We start from the raw sequence: 19,875 nt of genomic DNA, 5'->3' as shown, positions 1-19,875 counted from the left end.
CTAGCGGTAGGACATTTTGTCCAACGTGCAACGCTACACACGATTGACGTGTCGAGGGGCCTCAAACTGCGGATTGATCCGCGAATGCGGCTGTATGCGTGTCGGCAACGTCAGTTCGCCGTGGTCGACGAAGCTGGCGGCGAACGACGGCGCCGCGTGCCGCGGCCCGGCCGTCAGCCCGGCCAGCGCGGCCTCCGCGAGCTCGCGGGCCTCGCGCCGATGCAGGTATTCCAGCGCCTCGGGCATGCCCTCCCGGGCCAGCGTGCGCATGTCGACGAGCTCGACGGTTTCGAAGAGCTCGGTGACCGCGATCATTGCGACGTCCTCGCGGGCCAGCCCCCGTTCGAGCCGGCCCAGTCCGAGCGCCGCCAGCATGAGCAGCCCCGGAACGCAGGCCACCAGCAACCATGACACAAGGAGAGTAAACATGGCCTTCAATCAACACGAGGTCTCGGCGAGATCACGAAATCAGTACTCTGTCGTAGGTGACAGCGGCGAAGTCCTCCGGGCGTAACAAGTCCGCGTCAGCCCCCGCGGCCGGCGACGGCGCGCGGCGCTGGTCCGAGGAGACCCGGGTCGCCCTGGTGCGACGGGCCAGGCGGATGAATCGGGCGCTGGCGCAGGCGTTTCCGGACGCGCACTGCGAACTGGACTTCACCACGCCGCTGGAGCTGACGGTCGCCACCATCCTATCCGCGCAGAGCACCGACAAACGGGTGAACCTGACGACGCCGGCGCTGTTCAAGCGGTACCCGTCCGCGCTGGATTACGCGCAGGCCGACCGCGGCGAACTGGAGAACCTGATCCGCCCGACCGGGTTCTTCCGGAACAAGGCGACCTCTCTCATCGGCCTCGGGCAGGCCCTCGTCGAGCGGTTCGACGGCGAGGTGCCGTCCACGATGGAAGACTTGGTCACGCTGCCCGGGGTGGGCCGCAAGACCGCGAACGTCATCCTGGGCAACGCCTTCGGGGTCCCCGGCATCACGGTCGACACCCACTTCGCGCGGCTGGTGCACCGGTGGCGGTGGACCGCCGACAAGGACCCGGTCAAGATCGAGCGCGCCGCCGGCGATCTGATCGAACGCAGCGAGTGGACCATGTTGAGCCACCGCGTCATCTTCCACGGCCGCCGGGTGTGCCACGCGCGCAAGCCGGCCTGCGGCGTGTGCGTGGTGGCCAAGGACTGCCCCTCCTTCGGCCTCGGTCCCACCGAGCCGCTGCTCGCCGCGCCCCTGGTGCGGGGGCCCGAAACCGAGCACCTGCTGGCGCTGGCCGGCCTGTAGGTCACGGCCTTGACGCGGACCACGCGCTGGACGATCGCGATCCTTGCGGTGGTCGCGGCGCTGACCGCGGCGCTGGTCGCCGAGCTGCGCGACGATTCCGCGACGACGCCGACGCCCGGCACCGCCCGGAACGCGCCCGACCGCGAGCACCGCGACGCCGACACGGCCGCGGCGCTGGCGGGTCCGCGGCAGCGGGCCGACCTGGCGCCCTGTCCCACCGCCGGCGACGGTCCCGGCCCCGCGGCGCTGCACGGTGTGACGGCCGAGTGCGCCGCGGACGGTTCGGTTGTCGACGTCGCGCGCGCCCTGGCGGGCCGCCGGGTGGTGCTCAACCTGTGGGCGTATTGGTGCGCGCCGTGCGCGGCCGAGCTGCCCGCAATGGCCGAGTATCAACGCCGCGCCGGGCCGGACGTGACGGTGCTGACCGTGCATCAGGACGAGAACGAGACGGCCGCGTTGCTGCGGCTGGCCGAGCTGGGCGTTCGACTGCCGACGCTGCAGGACGGCCGCCGTCGAGTGGCGGCGGCCCTGGGCGTCGCGAACGTGATGCCAGCGACGGTGGTGCTGCGCCCGGACGGTAGCGTTGCGCAGATGCTGCCGCGGGCCTTCGACAGTGCCGACGAAATCGCCGCCGCGGTCGGAAATGACAAGGGATAAGCCGAAAATTGGACCGACTGGAGCGCCCGGTGAGGGTCGGGGGTACGCACCCGCCCGCGGGAGGTGGGGGGCCCGACGGCCCGCGCGGGACGGTTCCGCTGGCGCCCGACGCCTCGCCGCCGTGGCTGCGCCCCCTGGTCGATAACGTCGAGCGGATGCCCGACGCGTACCGCCGCCGGCTGCCGGCCGACGTGCTGGCGATGATCACCGGCGCGGCGGGATCGGTGCTGCGCGGCAGCGGGCGCGAAGCCGCCGTCCTGGTGTTGTTTTCGGGGCCGGAGTCCGCGCCGCCCGACGGCGGCGTCCCCGACGACGCCGACCTCCTGGTCACCGTGCGGGCCTCGACGCTGCGCCACCACGCCGGCCAGGCCGCCTTTCCCGGCGGCGCCTCCGACCCGGACGACGAAGGCCCGGTCGGGACCGCCCTGCGCGAGGCGCGGGAGGAGACCGGGATCGACGTCTCCCGGCTGCGTCCCCTGGTGACGATGGAACGCACCTTCATCGCGCCGTCGCGGTTCCACGTCGTCCCGGTGCTGGCCTATTCGCCGGATCCCGGCCCGGTGGCCGTCGTCAACGAGGCCGAAACCGCGATCGTGGCGCGGGTTCCGGTGCGCGCCTTCATCAACCCGGCCAACCGGCTCATGGTGTACCGCGGCGACCTCGGCCGCCGGTGGGCCGGCCCGGCGTTTCTGCTGAACGAGATGCTGGTCTGGGGATTCACTGGGCAGGTGATCTGTGCGATGCTCGACGTCGCCGGCTGGGCCCAGCCCTGGGACACGACCGACGTCCGCGAGCTGGACGCGGCGATGGCGCTGGTCGGCGAGCAGGGTGGGCCCGACCGATGAACTTGAACTCGATGACCCCGTCGCAGTGGCTTGACGTGGCCGTGCTCGCGGTCGCCTTCATCGCGGCCGTCTCGGGCTGGCGATCGGGCGCGCTGGGCTCCCTGCTGTCGTTCGTCGGCGTGTTGCTGGGCGCGATCGCCGGCGTGCTGTTGGCGCCCCACCTGGTCAGCCACATCGCCGCGCCCCGGGCCAAGCTGTTCGCCGCCCTGTTCTTGATCCTCGCGCTGGTGGTCATCGGCGAGGTCGCGGGAGTGGTGCTGGGCCGGGCGGTCCGCGGCGCGATCCGCAGCCGCGCCATCCGCACCGTCGACTCCTTCATCGGGGTGGGCGTCCAGCTCGTGGTGGTGTTGACCGCCGCCTGGCTGTTGGCGACGCCGCTGACCCAGTCCAAAGACCAGCCGGAGCTGGCCGCCGCGGTCCGCGGCTCACGGGTGCTGGCGCAGGTCAACGAGGTCGCCCCGCCGTGGCTGAAGACGGTGCCCAAGCGGCTGTCGGCCCTGCTGAACACCTCCGGCCTGCCCGCGGTGCTGGAGCCGTTCAGCCGCACCCCGGTGATTCCGGTCGCCTCGCCCGACCCCGCGCTGGCCAACAATCCGGTGGTGCGGGCCACCGCGCCGAGCGTCGTCAAAGTGCGCAGCCTTGCGCCGAGCTGTCAGAAGGTGTTGGAGGGCAGCGGATTTGTGATCGCACCCGACCGGGTGATGACCAACGCGCACGTCGTCGCCGGTTCCAACAGCGTGCAGATCTACGCCAGCGGCAGCCCGCTGGACGCCACCGTGGTGTCCTACGACCCGTCGGTCGACATCGCCATCCTCGCGGTCCCCAACCTGCCGCCGCAGCCCTTGACCTTCGCGCAGGCCGAGGCGAGAACCGGTACCAGCGTCGTGGTGCTGGGTTACCCCGGGGGCGGCAACTTCACCGCGACCCCCGCCCGCATCCGTGAGGTCATCAAGCTCAGCGGGCCCGACATCTACCGCGACCCCGCACCGGTCACCCGGGACGTCTACACCATCAGAGCCAATGTGGAGCAAGGCAATTCGGGTGGCCCACTGATCGACCTGGACGGGCGCGTGCTCGGCGTGGTGTTCGGTGCGGCCGTCGACGACCCCGACACGGGCTTCGTGCTGACGGCCGACGAGGTGGCCAGTCAGCTCAACAAGATCGGCGACACGCGGCAGGTCGGCACCGGGTCCTGCGTCAGCTGACCACCTGGTCGAGGAACCTCGTGAGGTGCCTGTTGACTTCCCCGGGCACCTCTTCGTGGCTGAAATGCCCTGCGCCGGCAATGGATACGTAGCGTCCGTGCGGCGCGTAACGCTGTGTCCGGTCGACCGGGTCGGCCAGCACGTACGGGTCGGCGTCGCCGCGTAGGTGCAGCAGCGGCACGCTGAGCCGCTGGGACATCGACTTCATGAAGCGGCGGCCCTCGTCGCGCAGCTGGCTGCGCACCGCCCAGCGCTGGTACTCCAGCGCGCAGTGCGCCGCCGACGGAATCTGGATGGCCGTCCGCAGGTGGCGGATGGATTCGGAAAAATCTTCGGAGGCAAGCCATTTGGCGCAACTGCGGCTGCGGATCAGACGCTCGATCTCGGCCCCGTTGTCGCGGGTCAACAGGCGCTCCGGCCAGATCGGCACCTGGTAGCGCAGCAGTGTCGCCAGCAGCGCGTACCCCTGGTCGCGCCGGGTCAGGGTGGACCGGCGCAGCGCAGCCGGATGGGGCGAGCTGATCAGCGCGATCGCCGACACCAGCCGCGCGTGCAGCAGCGCGGTGGCCCAGCAGGCCAGCCCCCCGTCGGCGTGCCCGACCAGCGTCGCCGACGAGTGCCCCAGCGCGCGAATGAGTCCGGCCGTGTCACCGGCCAGCGTCCAGCCGTCGTAGCCGCGCGGCGGCTTGTCGCTGCCGCCGTAGCCGCGCAGGTCGACCGCGACCACCCGCGCCCCGGTCAGCCCCCGCAACTGGTGCCGCCACGACCACCAGAACGAACCGAAACCGTGCAGCAACATCACCAGGGGCCGGTCGGTGGGCGGTGCGGCATGGTCCGCGCCGGCGGGCAGCGCCTCGACCACATGGAACCGGATGCCGTTGGCGTGCACGTCCAGATGGCGCCACGGCCCGTCGATCCGGGTTACCGACGGATCCGGCGGCGCCATCTACCAACCCGAGGGATCGGTATCGGGCTTTTCGTGCTTGCCGCGCTCGGCGAGCTGATTGGCCTGGCCCGGCGCCTTGTCGTGGCCCGGGGTGAGGGCGGTGCGGGTCTCCTTGACCGATTCGATGGTCTCCCGCGGGCCGCGGATGCGGCGCACCTTGAGGAAGCCCAGCAGCGCCAGTAGGGCCCCAACCACCACCTGGGCCCCGAACACGATCAGGAACGCCGCCCAGCGCCACAGCCAGGTGTCGAGCAGCTCGGCCACGAAGAAGAAGAAAAAGAACGTGGAGTAGAACAGCACCACCAGCGCGGCGATGAAGAACACGCTGCCGGTCAGGCCCTTCTTGACGTCCCGGGTGATCTCCGCCCGGGCCAGCTCGACCTCGGCGCGCACCAGCGTGGAGACCTGCGTGGTGGCGTCCTTGATCAGGTCGCCGATCGACGGTTCGGCCGGCCGGGCGTGCGGGTCGGCCAGGGGGATCGTGGTCAGGGTGCTGGGCACACCGTTCTTGCCATCGGGTTTGCTCACAGACGGTCCCCTCTTTCGTCACTGCCCGGCGCTGTCGTCGCGGTTCATGTTGCCATGCGGCGCCATGCCAGACGAGGCCAGCCGAGGTGGCGGCCGTCCACCGGCCGGGGAAGTGGTGCGCGCTCGGCAGGGCGGGCGGGACCCCCGGCCGACTAGACTTGCCACGCCGGTCCGGATTCCGGCCTGTCGATGGGAGTGGTGCTGTGCAGACGGCGCACCGGTGCTTCGTGGCGGCGATGGCGGCGGTCCTGGTGACCCTGGTCGGTTGCCCCGCGCGCGCCGCGGCCGCCGACGTCAGGATCCCGATGGGCGGCGGCGCCGGCATCGTCATCAACGGGGACACGATGTGCACCCTGACGACCATCGGCGGCGACACCGCCGGTGAGCTGATCGGCTTCACCTCCGCCCACTGCGGCGGCCCGGGCGCGCAGGTCGCCGCCGAGGGCGCCGAGAACGCCGGCGTACTGGGCACCATGGTGGCCGGCAACGACAACCTCGACTACGCGGTCATCAAGTTCGATCCCGCCAAGGTGACACCGACGGCCAACTACAACGGTTTCCCGATCAACGGCCTGGGCCCCGACCCGGCCTTCGGCGAGATCGCCTGCAAGCAGGGCCGCACCACCGGTAACTCGTGCGGCGTCACGTGGGGACCGGGCCAGGACCCCGGCACCATCGTCATGCAGGTCTGCGGCCAGCCGGGCGACTCCGGGGCGCCGGTGACCGTCAACGGCCTGCTGGTCGGGATGATCCACGGCGCGTTCAGCGACAACCTGCCGACCTGCGTCATCAAGTACATCCCGCTGCACACGCCGGCCGTGGTCCAGTCGTTCAACGCGGTGCTGGCCGACGTCAACGCCAAGCACCGGCCCGGCGCGGGGTTCACGCCACTACCGGCCTGACGCTACTTCGCGGCCTGGATCGCGTCGAACACGCCGGGGTCCAGCAGCGTCGACGTGTCGCCCAGCTCCCGCTTGTCGGCGACGTCACGCAGGAGCCGGCGCATGATCTTGCCGCTGCGCGTCTTGGGCAGTTCGGGCACGATGTGGATCTCGCGCGGCTTGGCGATGGGTGAGATCTCCCGGGCCACCTCGGCCCGCAGCTCGTCGACGATTCCGTCGTGCACCTCGTACTCGGCGCACAAGACGACGAACGCGCAGACGGCCTGCCCCGTGGTCTCGTCGGCCTTCGCGACCACCGCGGCCTCGGCCACCCCGTGGTGGCCGACGAGCGCCGACTCCAATTCGGCGCTCGAGAGCCGGTGCCCCGACACGTTCATCACGTCGTCGATGCGGCCGACCACCCAGATGGCGCCGTCGCGGTCGTAGTAGGCGCTGTCCCCGGCGAAGTACCAGCCCTGGTCGGCGAACCGGGACCAATAGGTCTCGACGTAGCGCTCCGGATCGCCCCAGATGCCGCGCAGCATCGACGGCCACGGCTGGTCCAGGACCAGGTAGCCGGTGACGTGTTCGCCGTGATGGACGGTGGGCGTCAGGTGATCGCCGTGGTCGTCGACGATGCTCGCGGAGATGCCCGGCAAGGCCCTCATCGCCGAACCCGGCTTGGCCGCGGCGACCCCGGGCAGCGGGGAGATCATCGCGGCGCCGGTCTCGGTCTGCCACCAGGTGTCCACGATCGGGAGGCGGTCGGCGCCGATCACCGTGCGGTACCAGCGCCACGCCTCCGGGTTGATCGGCTCGCCCACCGTTCCCAGCAGTCGCAGGCTGGACAGGTCGTGCGCGTCGGGGATCTCGCGTCCCCACTTCATGAACGTCCTGATCAGCGTCGGCGCGGTGTAATAGATTGTCACGCCGTACTTTTCGATGATCTCGAAGTGCCGGTGCTGGGTCGGCGAGTCGGGCGTGCCCTCGTAGAGCACCTCGGTGACCCCGTTGGACAGCGGGCCGTAGACGCCGTAGGTGTGCCCGGTGACCCAGCCGATATCGGCTGTGCACCAGAACACGTCGCGCTCGGGCTTGATGTCGAAGATGTAGTAGTGCGTGTAGGAGCTCTGGGCCAGGTAGCCGCCGCTGGTGTGCACGATGCCCTTGGGCTTGCCGGTGGTGCCGGAGGTGTAGAGCAGAAACAGCGGCTGCTCGGCGTCGAAGGGCTCCGGGGTGTGTTCGGGCGACGCCGCGTCGACGACGTCGTGCCACCACAGGTCGCGGTCGTCGTTCCACGACACGTCGATTCCGGTGCGCCGCACCACCAGGACGCGCTCGACGGGGCTCTCGGGATCGTTGACCGCCTCGTCGGCCGCGTCCTTCAGCGGTGCCGGCTTGCCGCGGCGGAATTGCCCGTCGCTGGTGATCACCAACTTGGCCTGGGCGTCGGAGATCCGGGCCCGCAGCGCCTTGGCGGTGAAGCCGGCGAACACGACGCTGTGCATGATGCCCAGGCGCGCGCACGCGAGCATCGAGATCACCGCCTCGGGGATCAGCGGCATGTAGATCGCGACCCGGTCACCGGCCACCAGGCCCAGGCCGGTCAGCGCGTTGGCCGCCTTGCACACCTGCTCCTGCAGTTCGGCGTAGGTCAGGCTGCGGCTGTCGCCGGGCTCGCCCTCCCAGTGGATGGCGACGCGGTCGCCGTTGCCGGCCTCCACGTGGCGGTCCACGCAGTTGTAGGCCACGTTGAGCTTGCCATCGGCGAACCACTTGGCGAACGGCGCCTGCGACCAATCCAGCACCTCGGTGAAGGGGGTCGCCCACGACAACCGGTTCGCCTGCTCGGCCCAGAAGGCCAGGCGGTCCTCGTCGGCCTCGCGGTAGAGTCCCTCACCCGCGTTGGCCTGCTCGGCGAACGCCGCCGGCGGGGGAAACGACGACGGGCCTACGGCGTCGGTGGCGGTCACGGGCTTCCTCCTAGTGTCGAGGCTCGTCGATCGTCAGAGAGCCTAGCGCCGCAAGGTGAAAAGGGAAGCGCCAAATCTGAGGTCAAAGCGCACGCCGCGAGCGCATAATCACCGGTGTGCCGGGTCGCGGGCGGCGTTTGCGCCGACTAGTTCCCAGTTTCGCGTTGGTCGCAACGGGTTACGCGGCCACCGCCGTGCTGGGGTCGCCGGCGTGGGCCATGCCGACCGACTCCGCCGACGCCCCGGCCCCGTGCTGGTCGGACCAGATCGCCGTCACCGCCGCGCCGACGCAGGCCGCGGTGGGCCACCGCTCGTCGACCCTGGTGTTCAGCCTCGCCGGCGGCGCCGAGCCCTGCACGCTGACCGGGTACCCGGGTGTGGACTCGGGCTCCGGCGGCCCGCTGATTCACGCCGAGCCCACGCCGCGCGGCTACATGGGCGGCCTGCCCGGGGGCGCCGACGTGCCGCCCACCGCGATCCTTTCGCTGTCCACCCAGGCGCAGGCCGTCGTGGAAAGCATGGCCATCGACGCCAACGGCGAACCGTGCCCGACCTACACCGACCTGCTGGTCAACCCGCCCGACACGACCGTGGTGCTGACCGTGCCGGCCGTCATCGACGCCTGCACGCTGCAGGTGCACCCGATCACCCCGGTCTGAGCCGTCACGAGTCGGCCCTGGCCAGGCAGTAGACGCGGGCCGGCTCCGGATAGCTTTCCGCCTTGGATCCTTGTGGGCATTGCGTCTTGTCGGTACTCCCGTCGATGCGTTGCGCGACCTTGACCTGTGGAACTCCGGTATGGGACTGGCAGTTCCCGAGCCGCATCGTCATATCAGGGGCGCCGGGGTTCTGAATTTGGTAGCACTGTCCTTCTTTGAGATTGAGGGCGAAACACAGGATCGAATCGTCGTCCGTGAAACGGTCGTACACGGAGTGATCGCGTTTGCCGTCGGGGCATGCCGCCGAGGGGCCGCCCTTGAAGGCGAGTTCGTAGACCGCCGACGGGTTGGCGCAGTCGTTGTCCGGCCGGGAGCTGAAGCGCTCTGCCTTGAAGGTTGATTCAGTGATGCACTCGCCCACCTGCATCGAGGTGTTGCGGGCTCGCTCACCCTCCCTCGATACCGCACGCGGCACGTTTAAGAGGATGTTCAGCCCGCCCAGTCCCAGCAGGACGGCGCCGACGGTGATCAGCGTGGTGGCCGACTTGCTCGTTCGTGGCCGGGGCGGCACGGCGGGCGGGTAGCCGGGGTAGGGCGGGTAGGGCTGCTGAGCGGGGTACGGGCCCGGATACCCCATCGGCGTTGGGGGAGCCGGTGGATATGGATAGCCAAGTTGGTACGGCGGTGGGAACCGTCGATGGCTGCGCGAGCGCTCCAGCAGGCCGGCGATCAGACAGATCAATCCGGTTGCGGGAAGGCCGAATGTAAAGATCAGTTCCCCCGCCAGCAGACCCGGTCTGTCCGCAGCCAGATACGCGACAGTCATGCCGAGATCCTAAATTCGCGGACCCGCGCCGGGCACTTCACCGCGGGCGCGGCGGCAGGCCCTAGGGTCGGGTGTCATGCGTCGGACGCGGGTGCTGCTCCTGGCCGCCGCCCTCGCGCTGGCGGTCGGTTCGGTGCCGGGCTGCGGCGGCGGAGCGCTGACCCCCGAGTCGGTGGTCGTCAACGGCGGTGAACCGCCCAACCCGCTGATTCCGACCGCCACGAACGACAGCCTCGGCGGGCGGATCCTGGATCGGCTGTTCGCCGGTTTGGTGTCCTATGACGCCGCCGGCAAGCCGTCACCGGAGGTGGCGCAATCGGTCGAGACCACCGACAACGTCAACTACCGGATCCTCCTCGAGCCCGGCTGGAAGTTCACCGACGGCTCGCCGGTGACGGCGCATTCGTTCGTCGACGCGTGGAATTACGGGGCGCTGAGCACCAACGCCCAACTGCAGCAGAGCTTTTTCAGCCCGATCGTCGGGTACGACGAGGTCGCCGGTCCCACTAAGGACGGGAAGCCGGCCCGGACCACCATGTCCGGGCTGCGGGTGGTCAAAGATCTCGAGTTCGACGTGCGGCTCAAGGCGCCGACCGTCGACTTCACGCTGCGGCTGGGGCACAGTGCGTTCTACCCGTTGCCGGACATGGCCTTTCGGGACATGGCTGCGTTCGGCCGGCACCCGGTCGGCAACGGCCCGTACCAGCTGGCGGACGGTCCCGACGGCCCCGCCTGGGAACACAACGTCAAGATCGATTTGAAACCCAACCCCGACTACCGCGGCAATCGCAAACCCCACAACAAGGGCCTGCGGTTCGAGTTCTACGCCAACCTCGACACCGCCTACGCCGACCTGTTGTCGGGCAATCTGGATGTGCTGGACACGATTCCGTCCAGCGCGCTGACGATCTACAAGCGCGACCTGGGCGGCAACGCGGCAAGTGGGCCGGTCGCGGTCAGCCAATCGCTCGACACGCCGTTGCGGCTGCCGCATTTCGGTGGCGAAGAGGGTCGGCTGCGCCGCTTGGCGTTGTCGGCGGCCATCAACCGCCCGCAGATCTGCCAGCAGATCTTCAACGGCAGCCGCAGCCCGGCGCGTGACTTCACCGCCAGCTCGTTGCCCGGATTCGATCCGCACATCCCGGGCAACGACGCGTTGGACTTCAATCCCGAACGGGCACGCCAACTCTGGGCCCAAGCCAACGCGATCTCGCCGTGGGGCGGGCGGTACCGGATCGCGTACAACGCCGACAGCGGCCATCAAGAGTGGGTGGACGCGGTGGCCAACAGCATCAAGAACGTGCTGGGCATCGATGCCGTCGGCGCGCCGCACCCCACGTTCGCGGGTTTCCGCACCCAGATCAGCAACCGCAGCATCGACACCGCCTTTCGCGCGGGCTGGATCGGCGACTACCCATCGATGATCGAATTCCTGGCCCCGCTGTATGCCACCGGGGCGGGCTCCAACGACGTCGGCTACTCGAACCCGGCGTTCGACGCCGGGCTGGCCGCCGCCGAGGCCGCGCCGAACCTGCGGCAGGCGGATGTGCTGGTCAACAATGCCCAGCGAATCCTGCTGCGCGACATGCCCGCCGTGCCGCTCTGGTACTACATCGCGGTGGTCGGATGGTCGCCGCAGGTGAGCGGCGTCAAGCTCACCTGGAACGGCCTGCCCGACTACGAGAACATCGTCAAGGCCTGACGGGATGGGTTCCTACATCGCGCGCCGGATCGCCGTCATGGTGCCCGTTTTCCTCGGCGCCACGCTGCTGATCTACGGCATGGTCTTCCTGTTGCCGGGGGACCCGGTGGCCGCGATGGCCGGGGACCGTCCGCTGACGCCCGAGGTCGCCGCGCAACTGCGGGCCCGCTACCACCTCGACGACCCGTTCGTCGTGCAGTACCTGCGCTACCTCGGCGGCGTCCTGCACGGCGACCTGGGCCGTTCCTACTCCGGGCTGCCGGTGAGTGACGTTCTGGCGCACGCCTTTCCGGTCACGCTGCGGCTGGCGCTGATCGCCCTGGCCGTCGAGGCCGTGCTGGGCATCGGCTTCGGGGTGATCGCCGGCCTGCGCACCGGCGGGCTTTTCGACGCGGGCGTGCTGATCGCCGGGCTCGTCATCATCGCGGTCCCCATCTTCGTCCTGGGGTTTCTGGCCCAGTTCGTCTTCGGGGTGCGGTTGGGCATCGCGCCGGTCACGGTGGGGGAGCGGTCGACGTTCGGGCGCCTGCTGCTGCCCGGCATCGTGCTGGGCTCGGTGTCGTTCGCCTACGTGGTGCGGTTGACCCGGTCCGCGGTCGCCGCCAACGCGCACGCCGACCACGTCCGCACCGCCACCGCCAAGGGGTTGTCCCGGCCGCGGGTGGTGATGGTGCACATCCTGCGCAATTCGCTGATCCCGGTGGTGACCTTTCTGGGCGCCGACCTGGGGGCGCTGATGGGCGGAGCCATCGTGACCGAAGGCATCTTCAACATCCACGGCGTCGGCGGCGTGCTGTACCAGGCCGTCACCCGCCAGGAGGCGCCGACCGTGGTGTCGATCGTGACGGTGCTGGTGCTGGTCTACCTGGTGACGAACCTGGCGGTGGACCTGCTGTACGCCGCGCTGGACCCGAGGATCCGGTATGGCTGAGCGGTCGAGGCGCAGTGGCTTCTGGCGCGACACCTGGCGCGGGTTGCGCGCGCGCCCGAAGTTCGTCATCGCCGGCCTGCTGATCCTGTTCATCGCCGCGGTCGCGCTGTTCCCCGCGTTGTTCACCGCCGCCGACCCCGCCTACGCCGACCCGGCTCAGAGCCTGCTGCCGCCGTCGCGCGCCCACTGGTTCGGCACCGACCTGCAGGGTCACGACGTCTACGCCCGCACCGTCTACGGCGCGCGGGCCTCGGTCACCGTCGGGGTGGGGGCGGCCCTGGCGGTGTTCGTCGTCGGCGGCGCGCTCGGCGCGCTGGCCGGGTTCTACGGCGGCTGGATCGACGCGGTGGTCTCCCGGGTCGGCGACGTGTTCTTCGGCTTGCCGCTGCTGCTGGCCGCCATCGTTCTGATGCAGGTCATGCGCCACCGCACGGTGTGGACCGTGATCGCCGTCCTCGCGCTGTTCGGCTGGCCGCAGGTGGCCCGCATCGCGCGGGGGTCGGTGCTCGCGGTGCGCGGCAGCGATTACGTGCTGGCCGCGAAAGCCCTGGGGCTGAGCCGCTTTCAGATCCTGCTGCGGCACGCGCTGCCCAACGCCCTGGGGCCGGTCATCGCGATGGCCACCATCGCGCTGGGCGCCTTCATCGTCACCGAGGCCACGCTGTCCTATCTGGGCGTCGGGCTGCCGCCGTCGGTGGTGTCCTGGGGCGGCGACATCAACCTCGCCCAGACGCGGCTGCGGGCGGGGTCGCCGATCCTGTTCTATCCCGCCGGCGCGCTGGCGACCACGGTGCTGGCCTTCATGATGATGGGCGACGCGTTGCGCGACGCCCTGGATCCGGCGTCCCGGGTGTGGCGGCCGTGACCGACAGACCACTGCTGGCCGTCGAGCGCCTCGAGGTTCGCTTCGGCGCTCACCCGGCCGTCCGCGCCGTCGATCTGAGCGTCCTGCCCGGCCATACGGTCGCGGTGGTGGGCGAGTCGGGCTCGGGGAAATCCACCACCGCGGCCGCGATCCTCGGGCTGCTGGCGCCCGGCGGCCGGATCACCGGCGGGCGCATCGTCTTCGACGGGGCCGACATCGCCGGGGCCGACCGCCGCACGCTGCGCTCGATCCGGGGCCGCGAGATCGGTTACATCCCCCAGGACCCGATGACCAACCTCAACCCCGTGTGGAAGGTCGGCTTCCAGGTCGCGGAAGCGCTGCGGGCCAACACCTCCGACCGTCATACGCGACGGCGCGCGGTGGAGCTGCTCGCCCAGGCCGGCATGCCGGACCCGACCAAGCAGGCGGGCCGCTACCCCCACCAACTGTCCGGCGGCATGTGCCAGCGGGCGTTGATCGCGATCGGGTTGGCCGGCCGGCCGCGACTGCTGATCGCCGACGAGCCGACGTCCGCCCTGGACGTCACCGTGCAGCGGCAGGTGCTCGATCACCTGCAGGGGCTCACCGCGGAACTCGGCACCGCCCTGCTGCTGATCACCCACGACCTGGCGCTGGCCGCCGAGCGCGCCGAGTCCGTGGTCGTGATGCGCGAGGGGGTCGTGGTGGAATCCGGTGCGGCGCGCTCGATCCTGGCCGACCCGCAACACGAATACACCCGCCGGTTGGTGGCCGCCGCGCCGTCGCTGGCGGTGCACCGCCCGCCCCGGCCGCGGCCGGCGGAGCGCCGCGCGTCCGACGACATCCTGGTCGCCTCGGGACTGACCAAGACCTACCGCGAGTCGGGTGGGTCGCCCGGGTGGTGGCGGGGGAGGCGGGCCGATTTCCGCGCCGTGGACGGGGTTTCGTTCCGGCTGCGGCGCGCCGGCACGCTGGCGATCGCCGGCGAGTCCGGTTCGGGCAAGTCCACGCTGGCGCACATGGTGCTCGGTCTCCTGGCGCCCAGCTCCGGCACGGTCGTCTTCGACGGCACCCGGGTCGACGCCGCCCTGAGCGCCGAGCGGCAATTGGCCTTCCGGCGGCGGGTGCAGCCGGTCTTCCAAAACCCCTACGGCAGCCTGGATCCCAGGTACACGGTGTTTCGCGCCGTCGAGGAACCGCTGCGCATCCACCGCGTCGGTGACCGCGGGGAGCGCGAGCGGGCGGTACGCGAGCTCGTCGACCAGGTGGCGCTGCCGTCGTCGATATTGGGGCGGCTGCCCCGCGAGCTGTCCGGTGGCCAACGCCAGCGGGTGGCGATCGCGCGGGCCCTGGCGCTGCGGCCCGAGGTGCTCGTCTGCGACGAGGCGGTCTCGGCCCTCGACGTCCTGGTGCAGTCCCAGATCCTCGAGTTGCTGGCCCGCCTGCAGGCCGAACTGGGGCTGGCCTACCTGTTCATCAGCCATGACCTGGCGGTGATCCGGCAGGTCGCCGACGAGGTCCTGGTGATGCGCGCCGGCCGGGTGGTGGAGCAGGCCCCCACGGAGGAGCTGTTCACCCGGCCCCGGCACGAGTACACCCGCCGGCTGCTGGAGGCCATCCCGCGGGCCCCGGCGCCGCCGGGATAGGTTGGCACCCTGTGACCGCCGATCCACTGGCCCCGCTGCTGGAGTTGCCGGGCGTCGCCGAGGCCAGCGACCGGGCCCGCGAGGCTCTGGGCCGCGCGCATCGCCACCGGGCGAACCTGCGCGGCTGGCCGGTGACCGCCGCCGAAGCGGCCTTGCGGGCGGCGCGCGCCTCGTCGGTGCTCGACGGCGGTCCCGTGCGGCTGGAGGACCTCGCCGACGCGGCGGCCGTCAGCGATCCGGTGTTCGGCGGGGCGCTGCGCGTGGCCCAGGCGCTCGAAGGTGGGGAGGGGCCCCTGGTCGGGATCTGGCGGCGGGCACCGCTGCAGGCGCTCGCCCGGCTGCACATGCTGGCGGCGGCCGACCAGGTCGAGGAGGACCGGCTGGGCCGGCCCCGCGCCGACGCCGGCGTCGGGCCGCGGCTGGAGCTGCTCGCGGAGTTGGTGAGCGGCGGCACGCGGGCCCCGGCCCCGGTGGTCGCCGCGGTCGCCCACGGCGAACTGCTGACGCTGCGGCCCTTCGGCAGCGCGGACGGCGTGGTGGCCCGCGCGGTGTCGCGGTTGGTGACCATCGCCAGCGGGCTGGATCCACACGGATTGGGTGTGCCCGAGGTGAGTTGGATGCGCCAGCCCGCGGACTATCGCGACGCCGCGCAGGGCTTCGCGAACGGCAGCCCGGAGGGGGTGGGGGCCTGGCTGGTGCTGTGCTGCCGAGCGATCCGGGCCGGCGCGCAGGAGGCGTTGACGATCGCCGATTCACTGTCCAGTCGGTAGCTGGCGGCGGCGAAAAACGCCCTCAGACAATGCAAGACAATGCAAAGCGGGCGACGTCCCGAAGAATTCGGTCCGCCGCCCGCTAGCACGGAACTCGGTTACCATGCGTGCATTTCGGGGCTGCGTGGGTTGGCCTCGGCGATCTTGCGATGCTTCCGGTTGCAACCCCACCCAAAGGGTCGTCGACACCGTCCACATATCGCAATTACGCAGGCCCGCAACACTTCTGCCATTATCGCGGCTATGACTCCGCGTGGGTGCCGAGCACCGTGCTGGGCGCCCGGATCGGGAGATCGAACCTTCTCTTCCGGATCGACCTAGGCCTCACCGGGCTTCCGTGGTTCCTTTGTACTACTAGACCCTTAGCGCAGCAAGGCCCAATTTTGCGAAAATTGCGAAGGTCCGCGCCATGGCGTTTGCTGCCGGAGGCTAGAACGCGAAGCGGCGCAACAGCGAATAGGTGACGGCGCCGGCCGCCAACGCACTGACGCCCACGGCGGCGGTCGTCGCGATCGCGGCCCCCGAGGGCGCCGGGATGCGGTCGCGCAGCGACACCGGCCGGGAGAACGACAGCACCGGCCAACCGCGTTCGACGGCTTCCCGCCGCAATCCGCGGTCGGGGTTGACGACGCTGGGATGGCCGACGGATTCGAGCATCGGCAAATCGGTGATCGAGTCGGAGTAGGCGTAGCAATGCTCCAGCGGGTAGCCCTCACGGGCGGCGAGCTCGCGGATCGCCTGGACCTTGCCCTCGCCGTAGCAGTAGAACGCGATCTCGCCGGTGTACCGCCCGTCCTCCACGACCATGCGGGTCGCCATCGCATGGGTGGCGCCGAGCGCCCGGGCGATCGGCGCCACGATCTCCTCGCCGGAGGCCGAGACCACGACCACGTCCCGCCCGCACAACTTGTGGGCGGCGATCAGATCCGCGGCCTCGGCGAACACCAGCGGGGTCACGATCTCGTGCAGCGTTTCGTTGACGATGGACTTGACCTGTTCCACGTCCCAACCGGCGACCATGTTCGTCATGTGAATGCGCATCCGGTCCATCTGGTCATGATCGGCACCGGAGAGCAGATAGATGAACTGGGCGTAGCTCGACTTGAGCACCGCGCGGCGGTTCAGCAGTCCCTGGTTGAAAAACGGTTTGCTGAACGCCAGCGTGCTGGACTTGGCGATGATCGTCTTGTCCAGGTCGAAGAAGGCCGCGGTGCGGGCCCGGGCCGCGGTGGTTGCCGCCGTGTGCTGTTCCGCGCCCGGGTCGAAGACGGTCACCGACCCAGCATAGGTCGCCCGTCCGGCGGGGCTGCGGTTCCGGGCCCGAATGGGCCGCTCAGCTACTTGGGACCACCGGTAACGCCAATGTTTTTGCGGCTCAACCTGTTCTTTCATAGAAAGAGCTATTGCGTTACCGCGGCTTGTCATGTGTATAGTAAGCATTACTCGGCCTGAGCCGAGGGTGTATCAGCCCGACCCCCCGGGGCTGATACACGACGACCCTCGCCTCCTCCCCCCCTGGCGGGGGTCGTCCCTTTTCTCCGGTCTTTTCCGCGTGTACGGAACGCCCAACGCGATCGCCCAAGTGGTTGCGGACGTGTCCTCCCGCGTGCGCCGGCAGAGGGCCGACCAACCTCTTTGTGCACACTCGCGTCTCTATCCACAGATCCGGCGTTTGGGACTGGTGTCCAATATCGCGCCGCCGCAGAGTGGGCGCGTGACAAGCACCTCGCGCACCGAGCCGGTGGCGTCCGCGGGCGTGTTGGCGGTCTTGGCGGACCCGGAATTGCGCCGGGAGTTGGATCGCGTGGCCGCGGCGGTGGGCGTCCGGGTCGTCCATGCCGGCGGCGCCCCGAGCCGCAAGACGTGGTCGGCCGCCGCGGCCGTGGTGCTGGACGAGGCTTCGGCCGACCGGTGCGCCCGGGGCGGACTGCCGCGCCGCACCCACGTGAGCGTGCTGACGCCAACCGACCCGGCCACCGCCACCTGGGCGGCGGCCGTCGCGGTCGGCGCGGCGCACGTGCTGCGGCTGCCCGAGCGGGAGCGTGACCTGGTGCGTGCGCTCGCCGAGGCCGCCGAATCGTCGCGCGGCGACGGGGCGCGCGGCGACGTCGTCGCCGTCATCGGCGGGTGTGGCGGGGCGGGCGCGTCGGCACTGGCCGTCGCCCTGGCGCAGGCCGCCGACGACGCGTTGTTGGTCGACCTCGACCCCTGGGGCGGCGGGCTCGATCTCCTGCTGGGCGCCGAGGACGCGCCGGGGCTGCGCTGGCCCGACCTGGCGCTGCAGGGTGGCCGGCTCGACTGGCCGGCCGTGCGTGCGGCGTTACCGCGGCACCGGGGAGTGAGCGCGCTGTCGGGCACCCGGCGCGGATACGAGCCGGCGGCCGGGCCGGTGCACGCCATCGTCGACGCCGGTCGGCGCGGCGCGGTCACGGTCGTCTGCGACCTGCCGCGCCGCCTCACCGGCGCGGCGCAGGCGGCGCTGGACGCCGCCGACCTCGTCGTCGTGGTCAGCCGCTGCGACGTGCCCGCCTGCGCGGCGACGGGTGCGCTGGCCCCGGTGCTGGCCGGCGTCAACCCGAACGTCGGGTTGGTGGTGCGCGGCCCGTCTCCGGGCGGGTTGCGGGCGGCCGAGATCGCCGACATCACCGGGCTGCCCTTGCTGGCGTCGATGAAGGCGGAGCCGCGCGTCGCGGAGCAGCTGGAGCGCGGCGGCCTGCGGCCGGGACGACGGTCGGCGCTCGCGGCGGCGGCCCGCCAGGTGCTCGCCGTGATGGCGCGCGGGCCGGCGCGAAACGGCGGGGCCGCGTGAGTGGGTCGCTGATCGACCGGGTGCGCGAGCGGCTCGCTGCCGAGTCCGCCCCGCTGGGTCCGAATGTCGTGGCCGCCGCGATCCGGGCCGAGTCCGGCGGGATGCTCGGTGACACCGAGGTGCTGGCGAATCTGCGGGTGCTGCAGAGCGAACTGACCGGCGCCGGCATCCTCGAGCCGTTGTTGTGCGCGGACGGCACCACCGACGTGCTGGTCACCGCGCCCGACGCGGTGTGGGTCGACGACGGGAACGGTCTGCGGCGCACCCAGGTTCGGTTCGCCGACGAGCCGGCGGTGCGGCGCCTGGCGCAGCGGCTGGCGCTGGCCGCCGGCCGGCGCCTGGACGACGCGCAGCCGTGGGTGGACGGCCAGCTGGCCGGTGTCGGCACCGGGTTCGCGGTGCGCTTGCACGCGGTGCTGCCGCCGGTGGCGGCCGCGGGCACCTGCCTGTCGCTGCGGGTGCTGCGCCCGGCCGCCCAGGACCTGGCGGCCCTGATCGCCTCGGGCGCCGTCGCCCCCGAGGCCGCCGCCCTGGTCGCCGACATCGTCGCGGCCCGGCTGGCGTTCCTGGTGTGCGGCGGAACGGGGGCGGGCAAGACCACCCTGCTCGCGGCCCTGCTCGGGGCCGTGGCGCCGACCGAACGGATCGTGTGCGTCGAGGACGCCGCCGAGCTGGCCCCCCGGCATCCGCACTTCGTCAAGCTGGTCGCGCGGTGCGCCAACGTCGAAGGCGTCGGCGAGGTTGCGGTACGCCAACTCGTACGTCAGGCCCTGCGGATGCGGCCCGACCGCATCGTCGTCGGCGAGGTGCGGGGAGCCGAGGTGGTGGATCTGCTGGCGGCGCTGAACACGGGCCACGACGGGGGAGCGGGCACGGTGCACGCGAACAGCCCGGCCGAGGTCCCCGCACGGCTGGAGGCGCTGGGCGCGCTGGGCGGTCTCGACCGCGCGGCCCTGCACAGCCAGCTCGCCGCGGCGGTCCGGGTGCTGCTGCACGTCGCCCGGGATCGCGCGGGGCGGCGCCGGCTCGACGAAATCGCCGTGCTGCGCCAGGTCGAGGGGCGGGTTCGGGCGGTCACAGTGTGGCGCGCCGACGGGGGCGCGACCGACGACGCCGGGCTGCTGCGCCGCCTGCTGCAGGACCGGATGCCGGCATGAACGGCCTGACGGCCGGCGCCCTGCTGTTGGCGCTGGCGCTGATCGTCCTCCCGCCGTCACCGCGGCGCCGGCTCGCGCCGCGGCCGGCGAACAGGCGGCGGCAACGCGTCCCGGGTTGGCTTGCCGCCGGTGCCGCGGCCGCCACGGTAGTGGCGCTGCTGCCACTGACCACGGTGCTGGCCGTCGCGGTCGTGGGCGCCACCGCGGGCCTGC

19 protein-coding genes and 1 pseudogene are annotated in these 19,875 nt (G+C 71.2%); 14 read left to right on the top strand and 6 right to left on the bottom strand.

The features are described 5' to 3' along the window. Positions 1-33 precede the first annotated feature (33 nt). Positions 34-429: a hypothetical protein gene (locus tag HMPREF0591_RS01560; protein WP_007166629.1), complete on the bottom strand. Its 396-nt coding sequence runs from the start codon at positions 427-429 to the stop codon at positions 34-36. 173 nt (positions 430-602) lie between these two features. On the opposite strand from HMPREF0591_RS01560, the gene nth reads away from it, so the two are divergent. The 4 genes from nth to marP are packed head-to-tail and all read left to right on the top strand — an operon-like array spanning position 603 to position 3,990. Beyond that, positions 603-1,283, top strand: coding sequence for an endonuclease III (nth, locus tag HMPREF0591_RS01555; protein ID WP_007166628.1), 681 nt, complete (start codon positions 603-605; stop codon positions 1,281-1,283). Positions 1,284-1,292: 9 nt separating this feature from the next. Further along, positions 1,293-1,940 carry a TlpA disulfide reductase family protein gene (locus HMPREF0591_RS01550; protein ID WP_007166627.1) on the top strand — a complete coding sequence of 216 codons (648 nt, stop codon included), beginning with the start codon at positions 1,293-1,295 and terminating at the stop codon, positions 1,938-1,940. Positions 1,941-1,969: 29 nt separating this feature from the next. Beyond that, positions 1,970-2,785: an NUDIX hydrolase gene (locus HMPREF0591_RS01545; protein ID WP_040621645.1), complete on the top strand. Its 816-nt coding sequence runs from the start codon at positions 1,970-1,972 to the stop codon at positions 2,783-2,785. Positions 2,786-2,796: 11 nt separating this feature from the next. Next, positions 2,797-3,990, top strand: coding sequence for an acid resistance serine protease MarP (marP, locus tag HMPREF0591_RS01540; RefSeq protein ID WP_085981552.1), 1,194 nt, complete (start codon positions 2,797-2,799; stop codon positions 3,988-3,990). Here the strand turns inward: marP and HMPREF0591_RS01535 are convergent. Beyond that, a complete protein-coding gene (locus HMPREF0591_RS01535) occupies positions 3,983-4,936 on the bottom strand; it encodes an alpha/beta fold hydrolase (RefSeq protein WP_007166624.1) in 954 nt (317 codons plus the stop codon). The two genes, marP and HMPREF0591_RS01535, sit on opposite strands and share 8 nt — an antisense overlap. After that, a complete protein-coding gene (locus HMPREF0591_RS01530) occupies positions 4,937-5,464 on the bottom strand; it encodes a phage holin family protein (protein WP_007166623.1) in 528 nt (175 codons plus the stop codon). Positions 5,465-5,667: 203 nt separating this feature from the next. Between HMPREF0591_RS01530 and HMPREF0591_RS01525 the strand changes: the two genes are divergently transcribed. Then, positions 5,668-6,366 carry a chymotrypsin family serine protease gene (locus HMPREF0591_RS01525; protein ID WP_007166622.1) on the top strand — a complete coding sequence of 233 codons (699 nt, stop codon included), beginning with the start codon at positions 5,668-5,670 and terminating at the stop codon, positions 6,364-6,366. Between the two features lie 2 nt (positions 6,367-6,368). Here HMPREF0591_RS01525 and acs read toward each other — a convergent pair whose 3' ends face one another. Further along, a complete protein-coding gene (gene acs, locus HMPREF0591_RS01520) occupies positions 6,369-8,318 on the bottom strand; it encodes an acetate--CoA ligase (RefSeq protein ID WP_007166621.1) in 1,950 nt (649 codons plus the stop codon). A gap of 116 nt (positions 8,319-8,434) precedes the next feature. Between acs and HMPREF0591_RS01515 the strand changes: the two genes are divergently transcribed. Next, complete coding sequence (locus tag HMPREF0591_RS01515; protein WP_170826045.1) at positions 8,435-8,977, top strand: DUF4232 domain-containing protein; 543 nt, start codon at positions 8,435-8,437, stop codon at positions 8,975-8,977. 4 nt (positions 8,978-8,981) lie between these two features. Here HMPREF0591_RS01515 and HMPREF0591_RS01510 read toward each other — a convergent pair whose 3' ends face one another. Continuing rightward, positions 8,982-9,803, bottom strand: a complete 822-nt coding sequence (locus tag HMPREF0591_RS01510) for a hypothetical protein (protein WP_040620888.1) — start codon at positions 9,801-9,803, stop codon at positions 8,982-8,984. A gap of 76 nt (positions 9,804-9,879) precedes the next feature. Here HMPREF0591_RS01510 and HMPREF0591_RS01505 point away from each other — a divergent pair, with 76 nt between their 5' ends. The 5 genes from HMPREF0591_RS01505 to HMPREF0591_RS01485 are packed head-to-tail and all read left to right on the top strand — an operon-like array spanning position 9,880 to position 15,696. Next, positions 9,880-11,505, top strand: a complete 1,626-nt coding sequence (locus tag HMPREF0591_RS01505; protein WP_007166618.1) for a peptide ABC transporter substrate-binding protein — start codon at positions 9,880-9,882, stop codon at positions 11,503-11,505. A gap of 4 nt (positions 11,506-11,509) precedes the next feature. Then, positions 11,510-12,436 (top strand): ABC transporter permease, encoded by a 927-nt coding sequence (locus HMPREF0591_RS01500; RefSeq protein WP_007166617.1) that lies wholly within the window; start codon positions 11,510-11,512, stop codon positions 12,434-12,436. Beyond that, positions 12,429-13,301 carry an ABC transporter permease gene (locus HMPREF0591_RS01495; RefSeq protein WP_007166616.1) on the top strand — a complete coding sequence of 291 codons (873 nt, stop codon included), beginning with the start codon at positions 12,429-12,431 and terminating at the stop codon, positions 13,299-13,301. The genes HMPREF0591_RS01500 and HMPREF0591_RS01495 overlap by 8 nt, the downstream gene beginning before the upstream one ends. Continuing rightward, complete coding sequence (locus tag HMPREF0591_RS01490; RefSeq protein ID WP_085981551.1) at positions 13,298-14,926, top strand: dipeptide ABC transporter ATP-binding protein; 1,629 nt, start codon at positions 13,298-13,300, stop codon at positions 14,924-14,926. The genes HMPREF0591_RS01495 and HMPREF0591_RS01490 overlap by 4 nt, the downstream gene beginning before the upstream one ends. An 11-nt stretch (positions 14,927-14,937) precedes the next feature. Continuing rightward, positions 14,938-15,696 (top strand): hypothetical protein, encoded by a 759-nt coding sequence (locus HMPREF0591_RS01485; protein ID WP_007166614.1) that lies wholly within the window; start codon positions 14,938-14,940, stop codon positions 15,694-15,696. Positions 15,697-16,125: 429 nt separating this feature from the next. On the opposite strand, the gene HMPREF0591_RS01480 is transcribed toward HMPREF0591_RS01485, so the two are convergent. After that, entirely contained in the window at positions 16,126-16,971 is an 846-nt protein-coding gene (locus tag HMPREF0591_RS01480) for an HAD-IB family hydrolase (protein WP_040620886.1), read from the bottom strand. Between the two features lie 481 nt (positions 16,972-17,452). Here HMPREF0591_RS01480 and ssd point away from each other — a divergent pair, with 481 nt between their 5' ends. The 3 genes and pseudogenes from ssd to HMPREF0591_RS32855 form a co-directional block, all read left to right on the top strand. Further along, on the top strand, positions 17,453-18,505 hold the full coding sequence (ssd, locus tag HMPREF0591_RS01475) for a septum site-determining protein Ssd (RefSeq protein WP_040621639.1): 1,053 nt from the start codon (positions 17,453-17,455) through the stop codon (positions 18,503-18,505). Next, positions 18,502-19,662 (top strand): TadA family conjugal transfer-associated ATPase, encoded by a 1,161-nt coding sequence (locus HMPREF0591_RS01470; RefSeq protein WP_007166611.1) that lies wholly within the window; start codon positions 18,502-18,504, stop codon positions 19,660-19,662. Before ssd ends, HMPREF0591_RS01470 begins: the two co-directional genes overlap by 4 nt. Further along, positions 19,659-19,875: pseudogene (locus tag HMPREF0591_RS32855) on the top strand (type II secretion system F family protein); the annotation flags it as partial. The gene HMPREF0591_RS01470 and the pseudogene HMPREF0591_RS32855, both read left to right, overlap by 4 nt.

It is taken from the genome of Mycobacterium parascrofulaceum ATCC BAA-614, assembly GCF_000164135.1.
GTDB lineage: Bacteria > Actinomycetota > Actinomycetes > Mycobacteriales > Mycobacteriaceae > Mycobacterium > Mycobacterium parascrofulaceum.
Note: the sequence above shows the minus strand (reverse complement) of the source record. Positions and strands in the feature narration are given on the sequence as shown.

Excerpts from the sequence above, each read along its gene's own strand:
- HMPREF0591_RS01560 (WP_007166629.1), bottom strand. The coding sequence starts at position 429 with ATGTTTACTCTCCTTGTGTCATGGTTGCTGGTGGCCTGCGTTCCGGGG.
- nth (WP_007166628.1), top strand. The coding sequence starts at position 603 with ATGAATCGGGCGCTGGCGCAGGCGTTTCCGGACGCGCACTGCGAACTG.
- marP (WP_085981552.1), top strand. The coding sequence starts at position 2,797 with ATGACCCCGTCGCAGTGGCTTGACGTGGCCGTGCTCGCGGTCGCCTTC.
- HMPREF0591_RS01535 (WP_007166624.1), bottom strand. The coding sequence starts at position 4,936 with ATGGCGCCGCCGGATCCGTCGGTAACCCGGATCGACGGGCCGTGGCGC.
- HMPREF0591_RS01510 (WP_040620888.1), bottom strand. The coding sequence starts at position 9,803 with ATGACTGTCGCGTATCTGGCTGCGGACAGACCGGGTCTGCTGGCGGGG.
- HMPREF0591_RS01505 (WP_007166618.1), top strand. The coding sequence starts at position 9,880 with ATGCGTCGGACGCGGGTGCTGCTCCTGGCCGCCGCCCTCGCGCTGGCG.
- HMPREF0591_RS01500 (WP_007166617.1), top strand. The coding sequence starts at position 11,510 with ATGGGTTCCTACATCGCGCGCCGGATCGCCGTCATGGTGCCCGTTTTC.
- HMPREF0591_RS01495 (WP_007166616.1), top strand. The coding sequence starts at position 12,429 with ATGGCTGAGCGGTCGAGGCGCAGTGGCTTCTGGCGCGACACCTGGCGC.